The 22,470-nt window shown below is 69.5% G+C and carries 20 protein-coding genes and 1 pseudogene; 14 read left to right on the plus strand and 7 right to left on the minus strand.

What is annotated here, in order from left to right; all coding sequences use genetic code 11:
• The first annotated feature begins 30 nt into the window (after positions 1 to 30).
• The 10 genes from LXT13_RS18715 to LXT13_RS18760 all read left to right on the plus strand — a co-directional run bounded on the left by LXT13_RS18715 (position 31) and on the right by LXT13_RS18760 (position 10,151).
• Positions 31 to 1,041, plus strand: coding sequence for a TRAP transporter substrate-binding protein (locus LXT13_RS18715; RefSeq protein WP_419964686.1), 1,011 nt, complete (start codon positions 31 to 33; stop codon positions 1,039 to 1,041).
• A gap of 52 nt (positions 1,042 to 1,093) precedes the next feature.
• Positions 1,094 to 2,113, plus strand: coding sequence for a TRAP transporter substrate-binding protein (locus LXT13_RS18720; RefSeq protein ID WP_233373470.1), 1,020 nt, complete (start codon positions 1,094 to 1,096; stop codon positions 2,111 to 2,113).
• A gap of 122 nt (positions 2,114 to 2,235) precedes the next feature.
• Positions 2,236 to 2,856 carry a TRAP transporter small permease gene (locus LXT13_RS18725; protein ID WP_233373471.1) on the plus strand — a complete coding sequence of 207 codons (621 nt, stop codon included), beginning with the start codon at positions 2,236 to 2,238 and terminating at the stop codon, positions 2,854 to 2,856.
• Positions 2,853 to 4,136, plus strand: coding sequence for a TRAP transporter large permease (locus tag LXT13_RS18730; protein ID WP_233373472.1), 1,284 nt, complete (start codon positions 2,853 to 2,855; stop codon positions 4,134 to 4,136). The genes LXT13_RS18725 and LXT13_RS18730 overlap by 4 nt, the downstream gene beginning before the upstream one ends.
• A gap of 65 nt (positions 4,137 to 4,201) precedes the next feature.
• Positions 4,202 to 5,164, plus strand: a complete 963-nt coding sequence (locus LXT13_RS18735) for an SRPBCC family protein (RefSeq protein ID WP_233373473.1) — start codon at positions 4,202 to 4,204, stop codon at positions 5,162 to 5,164.
• Positions 5,165 to 5,194: 30 nt separating this feature from the next.
• On the plus strand, positions 5,195 to 5,812 hold the full coding sequence (locus LXT13_RS18740) for an ANTAR domain-containing response regulator (protein WP_233373474.1): 618 nt from the start codon (positions 5,195 to 5,197) through the stop codon (positions 5,810 to 5,812).
• A gap of 309 nt (positions 5,813 to 6,121) precedes the next feature.
• Entirely contained in the window at positions 6,122 to 7,375 is a 1,254-nt protein-coding gene (locus LXT13_RS18745; protein ID WP_233373475.1) for a CmpA/NrtA family ABC transporter substrate-binding protein, read from the plus strand.
• Between the two features lies 1 nt (position 7,376).
• Positions 7,377 to 8,285: a nitrate ABC transporter permease gene (ntrB, locus tag LXT13_RS18750; RefSeq protein WP_233373476.1), complete on the plus strand. Its 909-nt coding sequence runs from the start codon at positions 7,377 to 7,379 to the stop codon at positions 8,283 to 8,285.
• Positions 8,286 to 8,288: 3 nt separating this feature from the next.
• The gene (locus tag LXT13_RS18755) at positions 8,289 to 9,086 is read left to right on the plus strand and encodes an ABC transporter ATP-binding protein (protein WP_233373477.1); all 798 of its coding nucleotides are present in this window, start codon (positions 8,289 to 8,291) and stop codon (positions 9,084 to 9,086) included.
• 123 nt (positions 9,087 to 9,209) lie between these two features.
• Entirely contained in the window at positions 9,210 to 10,151 is a 942-nt protein-coding gene (locus LXT13_RS18760) for an HD-GYP domain-containing protein (RefSeq protein ID WP_233373478.1), read from the plus strand.
• A 9-nt stretch (positions 10,152 to 10,160) separates the two neighbouring features.
• Here LXT13_RS18760 and LXT13_RS18765 read toward each other — a convergent pair whose 3' ends face one another.
• Together LXT13_RS18765 and pdxR are read right to left on the minus strand one after the other, a co-directional pair.
• Positions 10,161 to 10,955, minus strand: coding sequence for a hypothetical protein (locus LXT13_RS18765; RefSeq protein WP_233373479.1), 795 nt, complete (start codon positions 10,953 to 10,955; stop codon positions 10,161 to 10,163).
• A gap of 73 nt (positions 10,956 to 11,028) precedes the next feature.
• Positions 11,029 to 12,474: a MocR-like pyridoxine biosynthesis transcription factor PdxR gene (pdxR, locus tag LXT13_RS18770; protein WP_233373480.1), complete on the minus strand. Its 1,446-nt coding sequence runs from the start codon at positions 12,472 to 12,474 to the stop codon at positions 11,029 to 11,031.
• A 102-nt stretch (positions 12,475 to 12,576) separates the two neighbouring features.
• Between pdxR and LXT13_RS18775 the strand changes: the two genes are divergently transcribed.
• Positions 12,577 to 13,053: a cupin domain-containing protein gene (locus tag LXT13_RS18775; protein ID WP_233373481.1), complete on the plus strand. Its 477-nt coding sequence runs from the start codon at positions 12,577 to 12,579 to the stop codon at positions 13,051 to 13,053.
• 98 nt (positions 13,054 to 13,151) lie between these two features.
• Here LXT13_RS18775 and LXT13_RS18780 read toward each other — a convergent pair whose 3' ends face one another.
• From LXT13_RS18780 to LXT13_RS18795, 4 genes are all read right to left on the minus strand, one after another.
• A complete protein-coding gene (locus LXT13_RS18780) occupies positions 13,152 to 14,303 on the minus strand; it encodes an ATP-binding protein (RefSeq protein ID WP_233373482.1) in 1,152 nt (383 codons plus the stop codon).
• Complete coding sequence (locus tag LXT13_RS18785; RefSeq protein ID WP_233373483.1) at positions 14,297 to 15,007, minus strand: response regulator; 711 nt, start codon at positions 15,005 to 15,007, stop codon at positions 14,297 to 14,299. The genes LXT13_RS18780 and LXT13_RS18785 overlap by 7 nt, the downstream gene beginning before the upstream one ends.
• A complete protein-coding gene (locus LXT13_RS18790) occupies positions 15,004 to 15,927 on the minus strand; it encodes a dioxygenase family protein (protein ID WP_233373484.1) in 924 nt (307 codons plus the stop codon). Before LXT13_RS18790 ends, LXT13_RS18785 begins: the two co-directional genes overlap by 4 nt.
• Before the next feature lie 144 nt (positions 15,928 to 16,071).
• A complete protein-coding gene (locus LXT13_RS18795; RefSeq protein ID WP_233373485.1) occupies positions 16,072 to 17,319 on the minus strand; it encodes an ANTAR domain-containing response regulator in 1,248 nt (415 codons plus the stop codon).
• A gap of 191 nt (positions 17,320 to 17,510) precedes the next feature.
• Here LXT13_RS18795 and LXT13_RS18800 point away from each other — a divergent pair, with 191 nt between their 5' ends.
• Both LXT13_RS18800 and LXT13_RS18805 read left to right on the plus strand, forming a co-directional pair.
• Entirely contained in the window at positions 17,511 to 18,764 is a 1,254-nt protein-coding gene (locus LXT13_RS18800; protein ID WP_233373486.1) for an MFS transporter, read from the plus strand.
• 51 nt (positions 18,765 to 18,815) lie between these two features.
• Complete coding sequence (locus LXT13_RS18805; protein WP_233373487.1) at positions 18,816 to 19,280, plus strand: hypothetical protein; 465 nt, start codon at positions 18,816 to 18,818, stop codon at positions 19,278 to 19,280.
• Between the two features lies 1 nt (position 19,281).
• On the opposite strand, the gene LXT13_RS18810 is transcribed toward LXT13_RS18805, so the two are convergent.
• The gene (locus LXT13_RS18810) at positions 19,282 to 21,042 is read right to left on the minus strand and encodes a bifunctional protein-serine/threonine kinase/phosphatase (RefSeq protein WP_233373488.1); all 1,761 of its coding nucleotides are present in this window, start codon (positions 21,040 to 21,042) and stop codon (positions 19,282 to 19,284) included.
• Between the two features lie 209 nt (positions 21,043 to 21,251).
• Between LXT13_RS18810 and LXT13_RS18815 the strand changes: the two are divergent.
• A pseudogene (locus LXT13_RS18815) lies at positions 21,252 to 22,466 on the plus strand (NAD(P)/FAD-dependent oxidoreductase); the annotation flags it as partial.
• Between the last annotated feature and the right edge of the window lie 4 nt (positions 22,467 to 22,470).

Raw genomic sequence — 22,470 nt, forward strand, 5'->3', positions numbered from 1 at the left:
GAATCGCGGCCAAACATTCGGAGACATCTCTTGGCCCATCCCTTGGCCTCCTGGCCCCGCCGCCTGCTGCTGGCTGCCGCGTTCGCGCTACCCCTGGCCGTGCAGGCCGAGTCGCCCATCATCATCAAGTTCAGCCACGTCGTGGCGGCCGACACGCCCAAGGGCCGGGCCGTGCAGCGCTTCAAGGAAGAAGCCGAGAAGCGCACCGCCGGCCGCGTGAAGGTGGAGGTCTACCCCAACAGCCAGCTCTACAAGGACAAGGAAGAGCTGGAGGCGCTGCAGCTCGGCTCGGTGCAGATGCTGGCGCCATCACTGTCCAAGTTCGGGCCGCTCGGCGCCAAGCAGTTCGAGATGTTCGACCTGCCCTACCTGTTCACGAGCGAGCAGCAGTTCCTGCGCGTCACCGGCGGCCCCATCGGCCAGGAGCTAATGGCCACGCTGGAGAACAAGGGCATCCACGGCCTGGCGTTCTGGAGCGGCGGCTTCCACGTGTTCTCGGCCAACAAGCCGGTGCTCAAACCCGCCGACCTGCGCGGGCTGAAGATGCGCATCCCCAGCTCCAAGGTGCTGGAGGCCAGCCTGCGCCTGATGGGCGCGCTGCCGCAGACGCTGCCGTTCTCCGAGGTCTACCAGGCGCTGCAGACCGGCGTAGTGGACGGCACCGAAAACATCCTGTCGAGCTATACCTCGCAGAAGTACTTTGAGGTGCAGAAGCACATCACGCTGACCAACCACACGCACACCGGCTACGCCGCCATCGTCAACAAGAAGTTCTGGGACGGCCTGCCGGCCGACATCCGCGCGGCACTGACCGAGGCGATGAAGCAGGCGTCCGACTACGAGCTGCAGCAGGTGACGCAGGAGAACCAGGACGCCCTGGCCGCGCTGCGCAAGAACCAGCGCGTGCAGGTGCACGACCTGACGGACGCCGAGCGCGACCTGTGGCGCACGACGCTGCTGCCCGTGCACAAGGAGATGGAAGCGCGCATCGGCGGCGGGCTGCTCAGCCGCGTCTACCAGGCCGCCGGCGCTGCGAAGTGACAGCCGCGACACGACAGCCATCCACCGTGTTCCAACAACAAGGAGACAGACCATGAAGTTCCTGACCCGACGCGCCAGCCTCGCACTGGCAGCCCTGCTGACCCTGCCCGCACTGACGACACCCGCCCAGGCCCAGGCGCCCATCGTCATCAAGTTCAGCCACGTCGTGGCGCCCGACACGCCCAAGGGCAAGGGCGCCCAGCGCTTCAAGGAGCTGGCCGAGCAGCGCACCAACGGCCGCGTGAAGGTCGAGGTCTACCCGAACAGCCAGCTCTACAAGGACAAGGAAGAGATGGAGGCGCTGCAGCTGGGCTCGGTCCAGATGCTGGCCCCGTCGCTCGCCAAGTTCGGCCCGCTGGGCGCCAAGGAATTCGAGGTCTTCGACCTGCCCTTCCTGTTCAAGGACACCGCCGCATTCCGCGCCATCACCGAAGGACCGCTGGGCGCCGAGCTGTTCAAGAAGCTGGAGCCCAAGGGCATCAAGGGCCTTGCCTACTGGGACAACGGCTTCCACATCATGAGCGCCAACAAGCCACTGCACAACGTGGCGGACTTCAAGGGCATGAAGATGCGCATCCAGTCCAGCAAGGTGCTGGACGCGCAGATGCGCGCGCTCGGCGCGATCCCGCAGGTCATGGCCTTCAGCGAGCTCTACCAGGCGCTGCAGACCGGCGTCGTGGACGGCACGGAGGGCGTGCCGAGCAACTTCTACACGCAGAAGATCTACGAAGTGCAGAAGCACATGACGCTGTCCAACCACGGGCACCTGGCCTACGCGGTCATCGTCAACAAGAAGTTCTGGGACGGCCTGCCGGCGGACATCCGCACCGCGCTGGAAGGCGCCATCAAGGACGCCACGCTCTACGCCAACGCGATCGCCGCGACCGAGAACGCGGCAGCCCTCGACAAGATCAAGTCCAGCGGCCGCGTGACGGTCTACACGCCGACGCCGGCCGAGATCAACGAATGGAAGAAGGCGCTGATGCCCGTCCACAAGGAGATGGAATCGCGCGTCGGCAAGGCGACCGTCGAGGCTGCCTACAAGGCGGCCGGCTTCGTGGCGCCGAAATAAGCCCACGTACCGGCTGACGCCGGCACCCCAAGGGGGCAAGCCAGCGGACTGGCATCGCCAGATCCGCGGCTTTGCTTGATGACTCCCCGCCGGCCGGGCCGGCGCGGGTCGGAGGAACTCACATGTTCAATAAGTTTCTGAACCATCTGGAAGAGTGGCTGATCTCCTTCCTGATGGCCGCCGCGACGCTGGTGATCTTCGTCGCCGTCGTGCACCGCTATCTGGCCGGTGTGCCCTTCATCCAGGACTACGCACTGATGCTGCACATGAGCTGGGCGCAGGAGCTGTGCATCATCCTGTTCGTCTGGATGTGCAAGTTCGGTGCGGCCTATGGCGTGCGCACCGGCATCCACGTGGGCGTGGACGTCGTCATCAACCGCATGTCGCCGAAGAACCGCGGCAGGTTCGTCATCTTCGGCCTGCTGGCCGGTGCCTTCTTCACCGGCACCATCGCCGTCATGGGCGGCACCTTCGTGTGGGACAACGGCGCGCACTACGCCTTCCTGCAGCTGATCGGCCAGACGCGCGACGACGTGTTCGAAGGCCCGACGACGCCCGATCTGGAGTGGCCGACGTGGATCGTCTACTCCGCCATTCCGCTCGGCTCGGCGCTGATGTGCTACCGCTTCCTGCAGGTCTGCGTGGCGTTCTGGAAGACCGGCGAGCTGCCCAAGCATGACGAGTCCCATGTCGAGGGCATCGATGAACAGACGCCCCTGGACGTGAAGGAGGCCAAACAATGAACGCACTCATCATCTTCAGCCTGCTGCTGGCGCTGATGCTGACCGGCATGCCGATCAGCATCTCGCTGGGCCTCACCGTGATGGCCTTCATCGTCACGATGACGCAGGTGCCCATCGAATCGGTCGCCCTGAAGCTGTTCACGGGCATCGAAAAGTGGGAAATCATGGCCGTGCCGTTCTTCATCCTGGCCGGCAACTTCCTCACGCACGGCGGTGTCGCGCGGCGAATGATCAACTTCGCGACGTCGATGGTGGGTCACTTCCACGGCGGTCTGGCGCTGGCGTCCATCCTGGCCTGTTCGATGTTCGCGCTGGTCTGCGGTTCGTCGGTCGCCACCGTCGTGGCCATCGGCTCCATCGTGCTGCCGGCCATGGTGGCCCACGGCTACCCGATGCGCTTCGGTGCCGGCGTCATCATCACGGCCGGCTCGCTGGGCATCCTGATGCTGCCGTCGATCCCGAAGGTCATCTACGCGATCTCGACGAACACCTCGATCGGCGCGCTGTTCGTCGCCGGCCTGCTGCCCGGCATCACGCTGGCGCTGATGCTGGCGGCCGTGACGTGGTACATCGCCCGCAAGAACAACTACCCGCGCCTGGCGCGGGCAGGCTGGGGCGAGCGCTTCCAGGCGTTCCGCAAGAGCTTCTGGGGCCTGCTGCTCGTCGTCATCATTGTCGGCGGCATCTGGTCTGGCGCGTTCACGGCGACGGAAGCTGCGGCCATGGCGGCGGTGTACTCGTTCTTCGTGGCCATCTTCGTCTACAAGGACCTGCGCCTGAAGGACGTGCCCAAAGTGCTGCGCGACTCGGCCAACATGTCCGCGATGCTGCTCTACATCATCACGAACGCGGTGCTGTTCTCGTTCGTGCTGACCAACGAGAACCTGCCGCACCAACTGGCTGACTGGCTGCTGTCGATGAACCTGGGCCAGCACGGCTTCCTTTTCGTCGTGAACCTCGTGCTGCTGGGCGCCGGCAACTTCATGGACCCGTCGTCCATCATCCTGATCATGGCGCCGATCTTCTTCCCGGCGGCCATGCAGCTGGGCGTGAACCCGGTGCACTTCGGCATCCTGATCGACGTGAACATGGAAGTGGGTCTTTGCCACCCACCGGTGGGCCTGAACCTTTACGTGGCCTCGGGCATTTCCAAGCTCGGCATCACGGAGCTGACCAAGGCCGTCATGCCCTGGCTGATCACCATGATCGTCTTCCTCGTCATCGTGACCTACTGGCCGTGGCTGACGCTGGTGCTGCCGCAGATGATGGGCATGCTCTGATCGAGCCCTGACGCCATCCAGCCCGGCCTCGGCCGGGCTTTCTTCCATCTGGAACGCCTTCACCGATGAGCCCCCTTCTGTTCGCCCTCGCGCTGTTCATCGTGGCGCTGCTCGTCTACCTGGGCCGCTACAGCGCCCGGGTGCGGGCCGAGGCCACGCGCTTCATCGCGGCGCCGCCCGACGCTGTCCAGGCGCGCATCGCCGACCTGTCGCAGTGGCAAGCCTGGAACCCGTGGCTCGAACATGCGCGCGACGCCTTGCCCACGGTGGAAGGCCACACGCTGGCCTGGGACGTCCCGCACGTGGGCCGCGCGCGCGTGACGGCCGTCCAGCCGCTGCGCCAGCAGATCGCCTTCGCGCTGCCGTTCAAGTACCGCGGCCGCTCGGACTGGCGGCTGGTGCCGGAGCGCGACGGCACGCGGGTGACCTGGGCCTTCAAGGGCCGCGTCGCCTTCACGCTGCGAGCCTTCGCCACCACGGTGCAGGGCGCGACCGCGCTGGACCTGCGCTTCGGTCTGGACCGCCTGGCCGCGACGCTGGAAGGCGGTCCGACGGCGTACGAACTCAACTACACGGGCGTTCAAGAACTGCCGGCCCGCCACATCGCGCAGCAGCCCTTCCGCGGCCCGCTGGACGGCCTGGCCACCGAGCTGCCGCCGCGCATCGCGGCGCTGCGCCAGCAGCTGACTGCGGCCGGCCTGCCGGCGGACGGCCACGCTGTCGTGCACTACCTCAAGACGCACCTGAAGCTGCGCACGGTGGAGGGCCGCCTGGGAATCGAGCTGCCCGCCGGCGCCGAGCTGCCAGACGGCATGACCCTGCACGAGCAGCCCGCCCACGCGGCCCTCGTGCTGCGCTACGACGGCCCGCCCGAGTCACTTGAACTCGCGTGGTACCAGGCCATGCAGCGCCTGCGGGTCGAGCAGCTGCAGCCCGACCCGCAGCGGCCGCCCAGCGCGCGCCATGTCGGCGACCCCGTGGCGGGACAGCGCTGCACGGTGCAACTGCAGCTGCCCGTCAAGCGCTGACGGCACGGGACTTGCACTGCTCCGGGGCATATGGACACGCCTTCGTTTTCCCTGCCGGGACTGCGCGTGCTGCTGGCCGACGCCGGGCAGCGCCGCAGCCCGGTCATCCGCCTGGAGCTCATCCGGCTGCGCTGTCAACTCGTGGGCGTCATCGACCTCGTCGCCGAGCCGGCTGCGCTGGAGCAGGCGCTGCAGCGCCTGGCACCCGAACTGCTGCTGATCGACTGCGAACACCCTACGCCTGGACTGCTCGCCCAGCTCGGTCAGGCCCAGGCGGAACAGCCGCGCGCCGTGCTGATGGTGGCCGAACACATGACGCCGGCCGAAATGCGTGCCGCGCTGCAGGTGGGCGTCAGCGCGCTGCAGCTGGCCGGCCTGCCACCGCAGCGCCTGGGTGCGCTGCTGCAGTTGGCGCAGGCGCGCTTCGACCATGACCAGGCGCTGCTGCGCGACCTGCGCCAGGCCCAGACGCAGCTCGCCGAGCGCAAGCTGGTGGAGCGCGCCCGCGGCATCCTGATGCGCGAACAAGGCCTGGATGAGGAGGCCGCCTTCCAGCGCCTGCGGCAACTGGCCATGGACGGCGGCCAGACGCTGGCCAGCGTGGCCGCGCGCCTGATCGACGCCCACCAGCTGCTGCGCCCCCGCTGAGGGCGCGACGCACCAACTCGCGCGCCCTCGCCGCGCACCGCAGCGGCGCAATTCGACGCTCCAGGCCGCCGGCTGCGCCAGCGGCGTGCAAACCTGCACGTTTGGCAGCCTGCAAAAGCTGGCACACAACCTGCTCAATCTCCAGCGAGGCCTGCAATGGCGCTGGCCTCTCGGGCCAGCCATCTTTGCATCGGCTGGCACTTCGGGACAACGGCGTCCAACCTCCCCCTTTCCGTGTCCGCTGCAAAGCGCAGCGCGGGCGGAGCGTGGCCGCGCCGTCGTTGCGCCCCCATGACTCAGGAGCCCGTGATGACCGCCAGCGACAACTCGACGACCACGCCCCATCCGCAGCGCCGCAGCCTGCTTGCCGCCGCCGTGGCCCTGCCTTTCGGCGGCCTCGCCGGGGGCGGCGCCTGGGCCGCCGGGTCAGACAAGCCCGAGAAGGAGGAAGTCAAGATCGGCTTCATCCCGCTGACCGACTGCGCCAGCGTCGTCATGGCCTCGGTGCTCGGCTTCGACAAGAAGTACGGCGTCAAGATCATCCCGAGCAAGGAGGCCTCATGGGCCGGCGTGCGCGACAAGCTCGTCAACGGGGAGCTCGACATGTCGCACGTGCTGTACGGCCTGATCTACGGCGTTCATCTGGGGATCGGCGGCCCCAAGAAGGACATGGCTGTGCTGATGGCGCTGAACAACAACGGCCAGGCCATCACGCTGTCCAAGGCACTTGCCGACAAGGGCGCGGTGGACGGCCCGTCGCTCGCCAAGGTGATGGCGGCCAACCCGCGCGAGTACTCGTTCGCCGGCACCTTCCCGACCGGCACGCACGCGATGTGGATGCACTACTGGCTGGCGGCGGCGGGCATCAACCCGCTGTCCGGCGCCAAGCTCATCACTGTGCCGCCGCCGCAGATGGTGGCCAACATGCGCGTGGGCAACATGGACGGCTTCTGCGTCGGCGAGCCGTGGAACCACCGCGCCATTATGGATGGCATCGGCATCACGGCCAACACGACGCAGGACATCTGGAAGGACCATCCCGAGAAGGTTCTGGGCACGACGGCCGAGTTCGTCCAGAAGTACCCCAACACGACGCGCGCCGTCATGATGGCCGTGCTGGAGGCCAGCCGCTGGATCGACGCGAGCCTGTCCAACAAGCTCAAGATGGCCGAGACGGTCGCGCAGAAGAGCTATATCAACACCGGCGTCGACGCCATCAACCAGCGCATCCTGGGCCGCTACCAGAACGGCCTGGGTAAGACATGGGACGACCCCGACCACATGAAGTTCTTCAACGACGGGGCGGTGAACTACCCCTACCTGTCCGACGGCATGTGGTTCCTCACGCAGCACAAGCGCTGGGGCCTGGTTAAGAGCCACCCCGACTACCTGGCCGCGGCCCGGCAGGTCAACCAGACGGCGCTCTACAAGCAGGTTGCCAGCGCGATGGGCATCAGCGTTCCCAAGAGTGACTTCCGCACCAGCAAGCTGATGGACGGCGTGGTGTGGGACGGCAAGGACCCGGCGAAATATGCCGACAGCTTCAAGATCAAGGCGGCCTGACATGGTTTCTGCAGTCTTCCACTCCCCCGGCGACGCCGTCGCTGCCACCGTACCGGCCACGCCGGCAGCGCCCCCGGCACCAGCCGCCGCGCCCACCGACAACACGCCCAGTGCTCGCCCGCCCCGCGCGGCGGTGGACTGGCGCGGCCTCGCGCTTCGCGTGCTGCCGCCCGTGCTGAGCATCTCGATCCTCATCGGCCTGTGGGCGCTGGCGACGATGAAGGGCGGTGCCTTTCCGACGCCCGCGCAGACCTGGGACGCCGCAGTGCAGCTGTTCAGCGACCCGTTCTACCGCAACGGCCCCAACGACCAGGGCATCGGCTGGAACATCCTGAACTCGCTGACGCGCGTGGGCATGGGCTTCGGTCTGGCCGCGATCGTCGGCATTCCGCTGGGTTTCATCATCGGCCGCTTCGAGTTCGCCAACCGAATGGTGTCGCCGCTGATCGCGCTGCTGAAGCCGGTGTCGCCACTGGCCTGGCTGCCCATCGGCCTGCTGGCCTTCAAGAGTGCCAACCCGGCGGCCATCTGGACGATCTTCATCTGCTCGATCTGGCCGATGGTCGTCAACACGGCCGTCGGCGTGCAGCGCGTGCCACAGGACTACCTGAACGTCGCCCGTGTGCTCAAGCTCAGCGAGTGGAAGGTCATCACCCGCGTGCTGCTGCCCGCCGTGCTGCCCTACGTGCTGACCGGCGTGCGCCTGTCGGTGGGCACCGCCTGGCTGGTCATCGTCGCCGCCGAGATGCTGACCGGCGGCGTCGGCATCGGCTTCTGGGTCTGGGACGAGTGGAACAACCTCAACGTCGCCCACATCCTGATCGCCATCTTCGTCATCGGCATCGTCGGCCTGCTGCTGGAGTGGGCACTCATGGCGCTCGCCAAGCGCTTCACCTTCGAGGAGCACTGAACCATGAAGCCCTTCATCCAGGTCCAGGACGCCGAGATGGTGTTCACCACGCGCAAAGGCCGCTTCCACGCGCTGCAGAACGTCAGCCTCGACGTACACCAGGGCGAGTTCATCACGCTGATCGGCCACTCCGGCTGCGGCAAGTCCACGCTGCTCAACCTCATCGCCGGCTTGCTGCGGCCGACATCTGGCGGGCTGATCTGCGACGGCCGCGAAATCGCCGCCCCCGGCCCGGAGCGCGCCGTCGTCTTCCAGAACCACTCGCTGCTGCCATGGCTGTCCTGCCTGGACAACGTGCTGCTGGCTGTGGAATCGGTCTTTGGCGCCAAGGAACGCGCTGCGCAGCTGAAGGTGCGCGCCCGCGCCGCGCTGGAGCTGGTGGGCATGAGCCATGCGCTGCACAAACGCCCTCATGAGATCTCCGGCGGCATGAAGCAGCGCGTGGGCATCGCCCGTGCGCTGGCCATGGAGCCCAAGGTGCTGCTGATGGACGAGCCCTTCGGCGCGCTCGACGCCTTGACGCGCGCCCGGCTGCAGGACGAGCTGCTGAAGATCGTCTCCCGCACGCAGAGCACCGTCATCATGGTCACGCACGATGTCGACGAGGCCGTGCTGCTGTCCGACCGCATCGTCATGATGACGAACGGCCCGGCGGCCACCATCGGCGAGATCCTGGACGTCGGCATCCCCCGGCCGCGCGTGCGCGTCGAGCTGGCCGAGGACGCGCGCTACATCGCGGCGCGCAAGGCCGTCATCGACTTCCTGTACACACGCCACGCCCACGTGGAGAAGGCGGCCTGACCAAAGCTCCGGTGCCCGCCGTGGGATTGCTCACAAGGTAGCGCTCGCCCGGCGCGCCCGCGCCGATCATTTCTCACCGCTTCGTCCTAGCATCGAGGCTCTACCCGCGGCCGGAGCCCCTCCATGGCAGAAGCGACACCTCCCGAGCACCCCACACTGGGCCGCTGGCAAGGCCTGCAGGCCCTCAGCGAACGCCTGGAAGGCCTGCTTCTCACGCCACGGGCCGTGGACGACTTCCCGGCCGCGCTCGGCGCGTTGACGCTGGAGCTGGACCAACTGATGACGGACGACGTCGACCTCGGCGTGTTCGAGGTCGTGCGCATCAGCCCCGACAAGCTCTCCCGCTACGGCTCGCTTCACTCGCTGCACACCGCCTGCGTCGTGTGGCTCGTGGCGCGGCGCAAGGAATGGACCGACGGCAAGCGCCTGTCCGCGATGAAGGCGGCGCTGACGATGAACATCGCCGTGACGGACCTGCAGACGACGCTGGCGCTGCAGACCGGCCCGCTGGACGACACGCAGCGCCAGTCGATGCGCGACCACCCGCTGGCCGGCGAACGCCTGCTGCGCAGCCTGGGCGTGACCGACGAGGACTGGCTGTCCGCCGTCGCGCAGCACCATGAACAACCCGATGGTCAGGGCTACCCTGCCGGGGTCACGCGCATGACCGACCTGGCCGACGTGCTTCGCACCTGCGACGTCTTCTGCGCCAAAATGAGCCCGCGCACCGGCCGCCCGGCGATGCTGAGCCCGACGGCGGCGATGTCCATCTTCCACCAGCGCAGCGCCAACAAGTTCGGCGCCTCGGTCGTCAGCACAATCGGCGTGTTCCCGCCCGGCGCGCTGGTGTCGCTGAACACCGGCGAGCAGGCCATCGTGACCGCCCGCACGCAGGACCCGCTGCGCCCCATGGTCGCGCTGCTGACGGACGAACGCGGCCAGCCGCTGGACGCGCCGATGGGTGCGGCCACCGGCAAGGACGCCGGCCGCCCGGTGGCCGGCGCGTCGCGCGATGCCAGCCTGGCCGACCTGTTCCCTCCGGCCGACGTGCTGCGCACGCGCTGAGCGGCCCCCTCAGGCAGCGACCTGGCGGAAGAATCGCTCGAACGACGCGTCCACCGCGTCCCGCGCGCCGCCGATGATGTTCAGCCCCCACGTGAAGCCGTAGACATCGTCGAACGGCACGCCGCGCAGTCGCGCCTGCGTCTCGCGCACCAGCGACGGCCGCGCGGGCACGTGGTTGGGTACGCTGTACATGAAACTCACGTGCCGGCGGTCCTGCGCGACGTGCAGCGCGTCGCCCGCCAGCAGCAGCGCCCGGCCAGGCCCCTGCCAGTGCAGCACCGTGCTGCCAGGGAAATGCCCCGGGCAGCGCAGCAGCGTCGCGCCGCCGCCCAGGTCCAGCGTGTCGCCACGCCAGAACTCCAGGTGCGGCGAGCGCCGGCTGACCCACTCGCGGTCGTTCTCGTGCAGGTAGACCGGCACGCCACCCAGCGCCTCGCTCCAGCGCACCATGGCCGAATAGAAGTGCGGGTGCGAGATGGCCATGCGCGTCACGCCGCCGCGCGCCTGCAGCACCGCGACCGCCGCGTCCGTCACCAGCGCGGTGGCCTCCCACAGCAGCCCGGCTTCGGGCAGGTGCAGCGACCGCTGCGGGATGGCGAAAGCCGGCGCAATGCCGATGCCCAGCAGCGCATGGTCCATCTCCACCCGCGTGTCGCGGCTTGCGGCCAGCTCGCCATGCGTCGTCCAGGCCTGGCCCTGCCAACCGACGTACTGGCGGTCATCGCTGCAGATGCGGCACAGCGCCGGCGGCTGCGGGCTGTCGTCGTGTTCGGTGCCGCAAGTGCGGCACATGAAATGGGGCATGGCGACCTCCATGAAGCGAGAGCCGCCAGCCTAGGCCATGCGCCCGCTGACGCCGAGGGCCAAGCGCCGGCAATCACAGGGTGCCAAGCGCCCGCGCCAGCCGCCGCACCGCCTCCGGGATGCGTGCGGCACTGATGCTGCCGTAGCCCAGCACCAGGCCTGGCAGCACCTCGTCGCCGAAGGCATAGCGGCTCAACGGCTCGACGGCCACGCCGGCGGCCCAGGCGCGGCGGGTCAACTCGTCGGCGTCCACGCCCGGCAGCGCCACCGCCAGATGCAGGCCGGCGATGGACGGGTAGATGGCTGCGCGATCGCCCAGGTGGCGCCTGAGCATCTGCTCCAGCACGCGGCGCCGCGTGCCGTACTCCGCGCGCAGCCGCCGGACATGTCGCAGCAGGTGGCCTTCGGCGATGAAGTCCGCCACGGCCGCCTGCATAGGCGCCGGCGGCCCGAAGCCCGCCGTCTGCTGTGCGGCCACCAGCGCATCCCGTGCCCACGGCGGCGCGACGACATAGCCCAGCCTCAGCGCCGGCAGCATGCTCTTGGACAACGTGCCGACATAGAACACGCGGCCGTCGCGGTCCAGCGTCTTCAGCGCGTCCAGCGGCCGCGCGGTGAAGCGGAATTCGCCGTCGTAGTCGTCCTCGATGACGATGGCCTGGCGGGCCGCAGCCCACTGCAGCAACGCGCGCCGCCGCGGCAGCGACATCGCCATGCCCAGCGGCGCCTGGTGCGACGGCGTGACGCAGACGATGCGGGCCTCGTCCGGCAACGCGTCCACCACCAGCCCTTGCGCGTCCAGCGGCACCGGCGCCAGACAGGCGCCCGCCCCCAGCAGCGCCGCTCGCAGCGGCGGGTAGCCGGGGTTCTCCACCGCCGCGAGCGTGTGGCCCGGCGTGACGAGTACCCGCGCGATCAGGTCGAACGCCTGCTGCGCTCCGGCCGTGATGACGATATCCGCCGCAGTGCACGCCACGGCGCGTGACGACGACACATGCCCGGCAATGGCCTCCCGCAGCGCTGGCACACCTTGCGCGACGGGGTAGCCCGCAGGCATCTGGGCGGCGGCCTGCAATGCGCGGGTGTGTAGCCGACGCAGCACGTCAAACGGGAAGCCGGCGACCTCCGGCACGCCGGTCCTGAACGGGTAGGCCGGCGAGGCCCCGCTGACGACCGGCGCCGGCCAGCCGCCAACGGCGCCCCGCAGCCAGCGGCTGTCGGCCCAGGGCGCGACGCTGGCGCGGTCCGACACGGCCACCGCCGCGCGCGGCAGTTCAGCCACGAAGCTGCCGGCCGCGCCGCGTGACTCCAGCCAGCCCTCGGCCGCCAGCAGCTCGTAGGCCGCCACGGCCGTGTTGCGCGAGACGCCCGCCTGCGCGGCCAGCTGCCGCGTGGAGGGCAGCCGCAGCCCGGCGGCCAGCCGCCCGCTGGCGATGGCGTCTCGCAACGCCGCATGCAGGCTGGCCAGCCGCGCCCCCCGGGCGCCGAGGGCCAGATCCAGTTCCAGGCTTGGCTCCATGGATTCCAATCTTCTTGGCTCTTGAAGGGAGCCATCGCGGGGCGCACTCTACGGCCTGTTCACCCGACGCCTATCGGCCCTAGCGCTTTTGAGGAGCACACGATGACACCGCCCTACCCCTTCGATGGCCTCCGGCCGCATGTTGAGTCGCATGTGCGCGCTGCGCTCGAGCGCACTGGCCTCGACGCCTGGATGCCCGAGGGCGATGGCAAGTGGTCGCTGCCGCTGCAGTTCATCCCGGGTGGCGGTTGGGTGGAACTGATGCGTCTGGCGCCAGGCACGGTGTTGCCGCTGCACCGCCATCACGGCGAGGCGCACGGCCTGAACCTGCAGGGGCAACGCCGGCTGGACGACGGCAGGGTCATCGGCCCCGGCGAATATGTCTTCGAGCCGGCCGGCAACGTGGACAGCTGGCAGGCGACCGGCAACGAGCCGCTGGTGCTGCACGTCGTCGTGCGCGGCGATGTGGACTACATGGCCGCCAACGGCGCCGTCTTGCGCCGGATCACCACGCCCGATCGGCTGGCCAGCTACCGCGCGTTCTGCGCGGTGCGCGGCCTGAAGCCGCAGTTGGCCTGATCACGCGGCAGCCATCAGGGCCTCGGCGTCGCCCCGGCGGCGACACCCGTGAAGGTCTGGCGTGACCAGGCTCACCTTCGCCGTAGGTCGAACAGAAGCTAAAACACCACCTCGACCCGCAACCCACCCTCGGGCCGGTTGCTGAGCACCAGCGCCGCGCCCTGGCGGCGCACCAGCTGCTGCGCGATGTACAGGCCCAGGCCCGTACCGCCGGTCCCGCGGTTGCGCGAACCCTCGACACGCCGGAACGGCTGGCGCACGCGGGCCAGTTCCGCCTCAGGGATGCCGGGTCCGTCGTCCTCCACGACAAGGCGGGTCACGCCGGCGGACAGGTCCACGCGCACGCGGGCGCTGCCGGCGTAGCGCAGCGCGTTGCCCACCAGGTTGTCGACGACGCGGCGCAGCGCCAGCGGCTCGGCCTGCACGATCGCGGACGGCCCGGCAAAGTCCACGCGTGCGCCGGTCTCCGCCAGGTCGTCCACGGCCGACTGGGCCAGCGCCGCCAGGTCCACGCGCTGCAGCGGCGCGGCCTCTGCCGGGCGGAAGACTTCGATGACGCTCTCGACAAGTTGGTTCATCTCGCGCAAGTCGTCCACGCAACGCTCGCGAAGCTGGGCGTCGACTCCTCCCGTCTCCAGCCGCAGCCGCATGCGTGTCAGCGGCGTGCGCAGGTCGTGCGAGATGGCGGCCATCATCAGGCCGCGCTCCTCGAACTGGCCGCTTAGCTCTGCGGCCATGCGGTTGAAGACCTCCGCGGCGTCGCGCACCTCGCGCGTCCCCTCATCCTCACTGAGCAGGGGCGCGCAACGGCCCTGCGCCAGCGCCGGCGTCAGCTGCTGCGCGGCGCTGACCAGCCGCCGCACCGGGCCGGCCAGCCAGCGCGAGCCCCACCAGGCGGCCAGCGCGATGACCACCAGGCGCACGCCATAGTCGACAAGGCTCGCCGACAGCGGCAGGCTCGGCGGAAGCGATGGGAAGGTGGGCATCGGCACCCGTGGCTCGCCCGGCGCTCGCGGCGGGCGCGGGCCGTCCCCATCACTGCCTTCCCTCGGCGAGTGTGGTGGGCCCGGCCGCAAACCATCGGGCGGATCGGCGAGCTGGCCGTGGTGCATCGGAGGCGGCGCCGTGCCGCCGTGCAGCGCCTGTCCGACCAGGCTCCAGGCCGCCAGATGGCTCAGCGTCAGCGCCGCCCACATCAGCAGGAACAGCCGGAGGCCGAGATGGTCCCAGCGCTTCCACGACTTCAGCACGGAGTCACCTCCGCATCGAACAGATAGCCCTCGCCACGCACTGTGCGAATCAGCATGGGTTCGCGAGCCGTATCGCCGAGCTTGGCGCGCAGTCGCGACACCGCCAAGTCGATGCTGCGGTCGTTGACCTCCACGCCGGGTGCACGCGTGAGCTCGATGAGCTGCTCGCGCGTCAGCACGCGGCCGGGCCGCTGCATGAAGGCGGCCAGCAGCCGGAACTCGGCGCTCGACAGCGCCACGCTGACGTCCTGCTCACTGACGAGCTGCCGCGCCAGCCGGTCGAAGCGCCAGCGCCCGAAGCGCAGCAGCCGCGTGTCGTCTGCCGGCGCGCCGCCCTTGCTGGCGCGCCGCACCAGCGCCTGCAGGCGCGCCACCAGTTCGCGCGGCTCGAAGGGCTTGGCCAAGTAGTCATCCGCGCCCAGCTCCAGCCCGACGACGCGGCTCATCGTGTCACCGCGCGCGGTCAGCATCAGCACCGGCGGCGTCTGCGCCTGCGTGGACAGCCAGCGCAGCAGCGTGAGCCCGTCTTCGCCGGGCAGCATGAGGTCCAGCACGACGACATCCACCGGCGTGGACGCCAGCGCCTGGCGCAACGCCCGGCCGTCCGCCGCCGCGATGACCTCCCACCCGAAGCCGGCCAAGTAGGCCGTCAGGCTTGTTCGGATCTCGGCGTCGTCGTCGACGACCAGGCAGCGCCCTGTCATGCAGCGATGCCCACTTTCAGACGTGCCACGTAGCCGTCGGTCGTCGAGCCGGTGATGGTGACGATCTGCGTGCTGTAGCCATCGCTGAAGATGCCGTCATTGGACAGGCTGATAGCGGCATGGTTGGCGGCGCTGTTGCCATAGCCGCTGCCGGCGTACACGGCCGTGCTGACGTCGGCGGGAAAGCACAGCTGCGACGTGCGCAGCTTGTTACTCCAGTGGGTCGCCGTGTTGGCGCTACGGTAGATCTCGAAGTGGATATGCGGCACGCGGCCGGCGTAGCAGCCAGGGTAGATGGTCTGGAAGGCGGCCGCGCCGTCGCTGCCCGTGGGCTGCACGCCGCGCAGGTAGTTCTCGGCCGTCACGCCGCTGGAATACATGGAATAGCGGCCCTGGGCGTCGCAGTGCCACAGGTAGATCGCGTAGCCGGACAGGTCGGCACAGGAGGCGTTCGTGTTCACGAGCTCGATGATGACCTGAAGTGGCACGCCCGTGGCCACGCCGGTGGCGCCCGCGATGCTGCTGCGGATGTCGCTACGCACGATGCCCGACAGGCCCAGGGCATTGGCGATGCTGCCGCTGGCGCCGGTGTTGGACCCGTCTCCCGGGTAGGGGCCTTCGGTCTCTGACGGGATCACGCTACAGCCCGTCGCGGTGGTGCTGCTGCCACTGGACGACGAGCTGCTCCCGGAGGCGCTCGACGAGCCCGACGAGCTGCCGCTGCCACTGCTCATGGAGACCGAGTCGCTGGAGCCGCCTCCGCCGCAGCCGGACAGCACCAGAGCGCCCGCGCTGGGCAGCGAGACGGCGCCCGCGCCGATCAGCCAGCGTAGCGCCGCGCGGCGCTGCAAGGCCTGCCACTGCAGGCGGGCGAGGTCATGGGCCAGGCCATGGTCGTGGGGGGCGTCGTGGTGATGCATGCCAGCTCCTGTGTGGGATGGCGGCATTGCATCGCCCGGATGTATCGGGTGGATGGGCAGATTGTGTCGAGGCCGACATAGCGGCGCGCGCGGTGGCTCTGTGCGGCCTGTGCGGCGCACACGCCCCATCTCCGGCCAAGGCCATCACCCCAGGATCAACTGCAACGACCCCTGCAACGCGCGGATCAACGCCTCCAGCGCCTGCAGCAAGCGCTCGCTGCCCTGGTGCATGCGCTGCACCGCATCCCCCTGCTCCACCCGCAGCCCGCGCAGCAGCACCAGCCAGGCTTCGTCCACCGCTGCGAACGCCGGTTGCAGCGCAGGGCCGGCGAGCGGCGCGGCGCGGACCTGCTCGTAGGCCTTCAGGAACTCGTCCAGCCCCGCCGTCAGGCCGCTGGCGTCATGCCCAGGCAGCACCTGCGACAGCAGGCCCTCCTTGGCCAGCCGCTGGCTCAGCAGCCGCAGCCGCGTCACCTGCGCCAGCAGGCCCACGGGGCGCTGGCCGGCGCGCTCGCTCAGCTTGGCCACCAGCACCTCGCTGGCCTCCAGCAGCCGCTGGGCCGCCCGGTCGCTGCGCGTCAGGTCCGGCGGGCGGGCCGTCAACGCGACGTGCAGCTGCGTCCAGGCGGCGGACACCGCGGCCAGTTCGTCGACAAGGTCGTGCCGCAGCAGCTCTGCGAGGCGCGTGAGATTGCCGGCCACACGTTCGGCCGACGTGTCCAGCAAAAGCTGGCACTCGCGCCGTTCGGGCGGCGACAGTCTGGGCCACTGCCGCAGCGCCTGCAGCTTGACGAGGCGCTGGCTCAGCATTCGCTGCGCGCCGGCACGCTCCAGCGCCTCGGCCAGCTCGGACGTGTGCACAACCCCGCGCGCCACCTCGGGCAGCTTGGCCTGCGTCTGCATCGCCGTGCTGCGCAGCAGCGCAAAGGCGGCCGCCTCGTCGATGCCCCGCGCCTGCATGAGCAGGCCCTTGGCGCGCTCGGTCCACTTCCGTTCCTCCAGCCTGGCCAGCGCGGCGCTGTCCCGGGCCTGCAACTGCGTCGCCAGGTCCTGCACCCACAGCAAGGCCTCGTGCAGCGCGGTGGCGTCGGTTTGCGACGGCAGCCACTGCAGTACGCCGCGGGAGAGCAGTAGGCGGCGCTCATCGGCCGTCGGTGGTGGCGACAGCAGCAGCACGGGGGCGCCAAAGGGGCGATCGCCGCCCAGCCACTGCGCCAAGGCGGTGCGATCGGCGCACCACAGCAGAACCACCGTAGCGCCCGCGTCGGCCGAACTCGGCTCCGCAACGGTGCGCCAGACCCAGCCCATGCCTCCCAGGGCCGCGGCCTGTGGCGGTGGATTGGGACAGCAGATCAACGGGAACGAAGGGGAAACGGGGGCGGGTTCGGACATGGCAGAAGGGCTCACGCCCCAAAACGGCGCAAGAAGCAGGCCAGCCGGGGCTCGATGCGCGGGCATGGAGTTTGCGACAGACGTGGCGTGGTGCTCGCAATGGTGCGGGCACGCCCACCGAGACGTCCCTGCCGCCCTGGCACGTGACCGGTGGGGGCCGGGTCGTCCGTTGACCGACGATAGAGCCCCTGATGTCAGCCCTGCACCACTTCCGCCGCGCCGGCCACAGCCCCACGCTGTTCGCCGCCTTCCTGTATTTCGCGTTCTCCTGCTGCATCTGGGTGCTGAACGGCGCGCTGGCCCCCTTCATCAGCGAGGCCTACGGCCTGACGCCCGCGCAAAAGGGGCTGATGCTCTCGATCCCCATCATGGCCGGCGCGATGATGCGCTTTCCGCTCGGACTGCTGTCGCAGTACATCGGCCGCAAGAACGCGACGCTGGTCGAGATGGGCATGATCGCGGTGGCTATGCTGTACGGCGTGTTCATGGTCAAGGGCTACGACGACCTGCTGGCCATGGGCGTGTTGCTGGGCATCGCCGGCGCGAGCTTCGGCGTGGCGCTGTCGCTGGGATCGGGTTGGTTCCCGCCGCAGTACAAGGGTCTGGCCATGGGCCTGGTGGGCGCAGGCAACGTCGGCACCGCCGTGTCCGTGCTGGTCGCGCCGCCGCTGGCTCAGGCCTTCGGCTGGCAGACGGTGTACGGCTTCGCCGCAGCGGCCATCCTCGTGCCGATGTTCGTCATGGTCGTCTTCGCCAAGGAGCCGCCGGACGTCGACGCGCATGCGTCCATCCGCGAGCACATCGCCTGCCTGTTCGAGAAGGACGGCTGGGCCTTCAGTCTGATCTACGGCGTGACCTTCGGCGGCTTCATCGGCCTCACCACCTTCCTGCCGACCTACTACTACGACCAGTTCGGCGTCTCCAAGGTGCAGGCCGGGCAGCTGACGATGCTGGCGGCCTTCATGGGCGCGGCGGTGCGCGTCGTCGGCGGCTGGCTGTCCGACCGCTGGGGCGGCGTGAACATGCTGACCGGCGTGCTCGTCGTCGTGGCCGTCGCGCTGGCGTCGGTGGGCCTGGCCAGCGCGTCGCTGGTGCTGACGACGCTGCTGCTCATCGTCTGCTTCGCCGCCTTGGGCGCCGGCAACGGCGCGCTGTTCCAGCTCGTGCCGCTGCGCTGGCCGACGGCCACGGCCGTGGCCGGCTCCATGATCGGCGAGGTCGGCGCACTCGGCGGTGGTCTGGTGCCCAACCTGATGGGCCTGTCCAGGCAGCACACCGGCACCTACCTGTGGGGCTTCGTCGTCTTTGCCGTGCTTGCGCTGCTGATGCTGTTCGTCATGCGCCTCATGCAGATCCGCTGGACGCGAACATGGGCCGAAAAGGGTGGCCGAGCGCGGCGCACCGCGGCGGCGGCGGACGAGCCGGTGCACTACCAGCGCGTCTGACCCCCGAGCCAGGGACATGCCGGCCGCGCGCGGCTCGGCACACTAAGGGGCATGAGACAGCTCCTCCTCGCCTCCTCCGTACTGGTACTGGCAGCCACCGCACGTGCCGACGTGAACTGCAAGTTCGGCGACGTCGCCTTCGCTTCGGCCGACGTGCAGACCCTGTTCCAGTACTCGGCCAGCGGAGAACGCGGCAAGTCCGGCAAGGTCTCGTTCTTCCGCCTCATGGCCCACGATGGCAGCACCCCGTCGAGCAGCATCGAGCTGAAGACCGTGGACGTCATGAAGCCCGGCGACTTCGACCTGGCGAAGGAAGCAGGCTGGACGTCCGTCATCCGTCTGCACGGCAAGATGCAGCGAGTGACCGGCGGCAAGTTCTCGTTCACGCGCTTCGAGGTCAGCGGCTCACGCGGCCACGCGGCCGGCACGCTGGTCTTCAAGACAGCCTCCACCGAAGGCAGCTGCGCGTTCGACGTCGACGTGCAGGCAGTCGATCGCGACAGCCTGCCGCACTGACTCACCTCGGCAGGAACAGCAGCCAGGCAATCAGCAACAGATTGAACAGCACCGACACGCCGAAAGCGATCTTCCACGTCGTCGCCGGGTCGTGGCCGCTGCCGCCATGGCGCGGCACCCGCGCAGCTGCCGCATGGTCGCGCGCTGCGCTGCGGTCCAGCGCAAGCAGCAGTTCCTCCGCCGTCTCGAAACGTGCCTTGGCGTCGCGGGCGATGGCGCGCATGACGACGCGGTCCAGCGGCATCGGCACGCTGGGCTGCAGCCGGCTGACGCTGACCGGGTCGCGTCGGTAGCGGGCCAACTGGTAGGGCTCGATCTCGCCATAGGGCAGCCGGCCGGTCAGCGCCTGGTAGAGCGTGACGCCCAGCGCGAACAGGTCGGAGCCGGCATCCGGCGGCTGCGGCGGGTCCTGCCACTGCTCGGGGTTGATGTAGCTGGGCGTGCCGGCGTGCAGCTCACGCGCGACGGCGGACGAGCGCCGGCTCAGCGCGACGCCAAGGTCCAGCACGCGCCACTGGCCGTCGTCGCCGAGGTGCAGGTTGGCGGGCTTGAGGTCGCGGTGGACGACGTCCGCAGCGTGCAGCAGGCTCAGCGACCGCGCCACCGCCTGCCCCAGCGCCAGCGCCTGGGTCGCGTCCAGCGGGCCATTGGCGAGCAGCTGCTCCAGCGTGCGGCCCTGGTGCCAGTCGAACACCGCATAGAAATGCGTCGCGCCGTCGGCTGGCGCGTGCACGCGAACGAAACCGCTGTCCGCTGACGAACCCGCACCGCGGCGGCTGCGCGGCGCCTCGGCCAGCCGCAGGCCCAGCCAGATCTCGTGGGCCAGCAAGGCGCGCTCCTCGGGATCGTCGGCGCGGCCGGGGCGCAACATCTTCAGCGCAACGAGCCGGCCGGTGGCGAGCTCGCGCGCCTGCAGCAGCCGGTGCACGCCGTTGTCCGCAACCAGCGCGGTGACGCTGTAGCCGTCCAGCACCGCGCCCACGCGCAACGGCCCGGGGCTCGGCAAACGGCGGCCCAGGTCCGCCAGATCGTCCAGCCCCGGATCGGCCAGGTCTTTCACATCCAGCACCAGGGCCGTCGCGTTGTCGTGGCTGCCAGCGGCGAGTGCGGCGGCGGTGAGCGCATCGGCGGCCGCCTGCGCACTGGTGCTGCCGCGCAGCAGGTCGGCAATCTGCCGGCTGCGCAGCACGCCATGCACGCCATCGCTGGTCAGCAGCAGCCGGTCGCCCACCTTCAGCTCGCCGGCGCTGTGGTCCAACCGCAGCGCGTCATCCAGGCCCAGCGCACGCGTGAGACCGGCGAAATCACGACGCTCCAGCCGGTGGTCCTGCGTCAGCAGCAGGCACTCCCCGTCGCGCAGCAGCCAGGCCCGGCTGTCGCCCACGTGGGCCAGCGCATAGCGACGCCCGCGCAGTGCGACGGCGGTCAGCGTCGTCAGCGCTTCGCGCGGCTGGCCGTCGGGGCCGGGGCGCCGGTTGTGCGCGGCGAGCCAGGCGTTCTGGTGGCCCAGCAACCGGTCCAGCACGACGCTGGCGTCCCAGTCGGCTGGCACCGCATGGAAGTCGCGCAGCAGGCTCATCACCGACGTCTGCGCCGCCATAAGCCCGTCGCCGGTCTCGCTGCCGCTGACGCCATCGGCCAGCGCCGCCACCCAGCCGCGCTCGGCTTCGTGGGGCGCAGGGGCCTGCACGCCCGCGAAGTCTTCATTGCGCGGGCGCCTGCCTTGCAGGCTGGACAAGCCGGTGTCGAGTTCGAAGCGCATGAGCGAGCGGGCGACCCGCGGTGACGTGAGGTCCCGATGTTGGTGCGATTTCAGGGGTGAGTGCACCCGCACCGAGCGCAAAACCGCTTCGGCGTGGGGCGCCGCCAGGCGTTTTGCACGCTGCGGCCAGAGAAAAAGGCCAGCCTCATCGCTGGCACATCGCTTGCGGAGCAAGTGGCAGACCAGCTCGCTGTTTTTGAGGTGCAGGCATGAAAAAGATGAAGCTCGTGATGGTGGGCAACGGCATGGCCGGCGTGCGCACGCTCGAGGAGCTGCTGAAGACCGCGCCCGGCCTCTATGACATCACCGTCTTCGGGGCCGAGCCGCACCCGAACTACAACCGCATCCTGTTGTCACCGGTGCTGGCGGGCGAGCAGACGCTCGACGAGATCGTCCTCCACCCGCTGAGCTGGTACGAGCAGCACGGCATCACGCTGCACTTGGGCAAGACCGTCACGCAGGTCGACCGCATGCGCCGGCGCGTCATGGCCGAGGACGGCACAACGGCCGACTACGACCGCCTGTTGATCGCCACCGGCTCCACGCCGTTCATCCCGCCGGTGCCCGGCAAGACGCTGGAGGGCGTCATCGCCTACCGCGACATCGCCGACACGAACGCGATGATCGAAGCCGCGGCGAGATTCAGGCACGCCGTCGTCATCGGCGGCGGCCTGCTGGGGCTGGAAGCGGCCAACGGCCTGATGCTGCGCGGCATGCAGGTGACGGTGGTGCACCTGACCGGCACGCTGATGGAGCGCCAGCTCGACACAGTGGCCGGCGACCTGCTGCGCCAATCGCTCGCAGACCGCGGCTTACGCTTCATGCTCGGCGCGCAGACCCAGGCGCTGCTGCCCGGCGACACCGGGCGCGTGCGCGCCGTGCAGCTCAAGACCTCGGCTGGCGACATCGTCGAAGTGCCCGCGGACCTCGTCGTCATGGCCGCCGGCATCCGCCCGAACACGGCGCTCGCGGAAAGCGCAGGCCTGCTGTGCAACCGCGGCATCGTGGTGACCGACACGCTGCAGACCGTCACCGACCCGCGCGTGTACGCCGTCGGCGAATGTGCAGCCCACCGCGGCATTGCCTACGGGCTCGTGGCGCCGCTGTTCGAGCAGGGCCAAGTGTGCGCGACGCACTTGGCCCAGTCCGGCATCGGCCGCTACCTCGGCTCGTCGGTCAGCACCAAGCTCAAGGTGACCGGCATCGACCTGTTCTCGGCCGGCAACTTCACCGGTGGCCCCGGCACCGAGGTGATCGTCATGAGCGACCCTATCGCCGGCGTCTACAAGAAGCTCGTCATCCAGGACGACCGGCTCGTCGGCGCCTGCCTGTATGGCGACACGGTGGACGGCGGCTGGTACTTCAAGCTGCTGCGCGAGGGCCGCAACATCGCCGACATCCGCGACACGCTGATGTTCGGCGAGCAGG

Source organism: Pelomonas cellulosilytica (assembly GCF_021353265.1).
GTDB lineage: Bacteria > Pseudomonadota > Gammaproteobacteria > Burkholderiales > Burkholderiaceae_C > Pelomonas > Pelomonas cellulosilytica.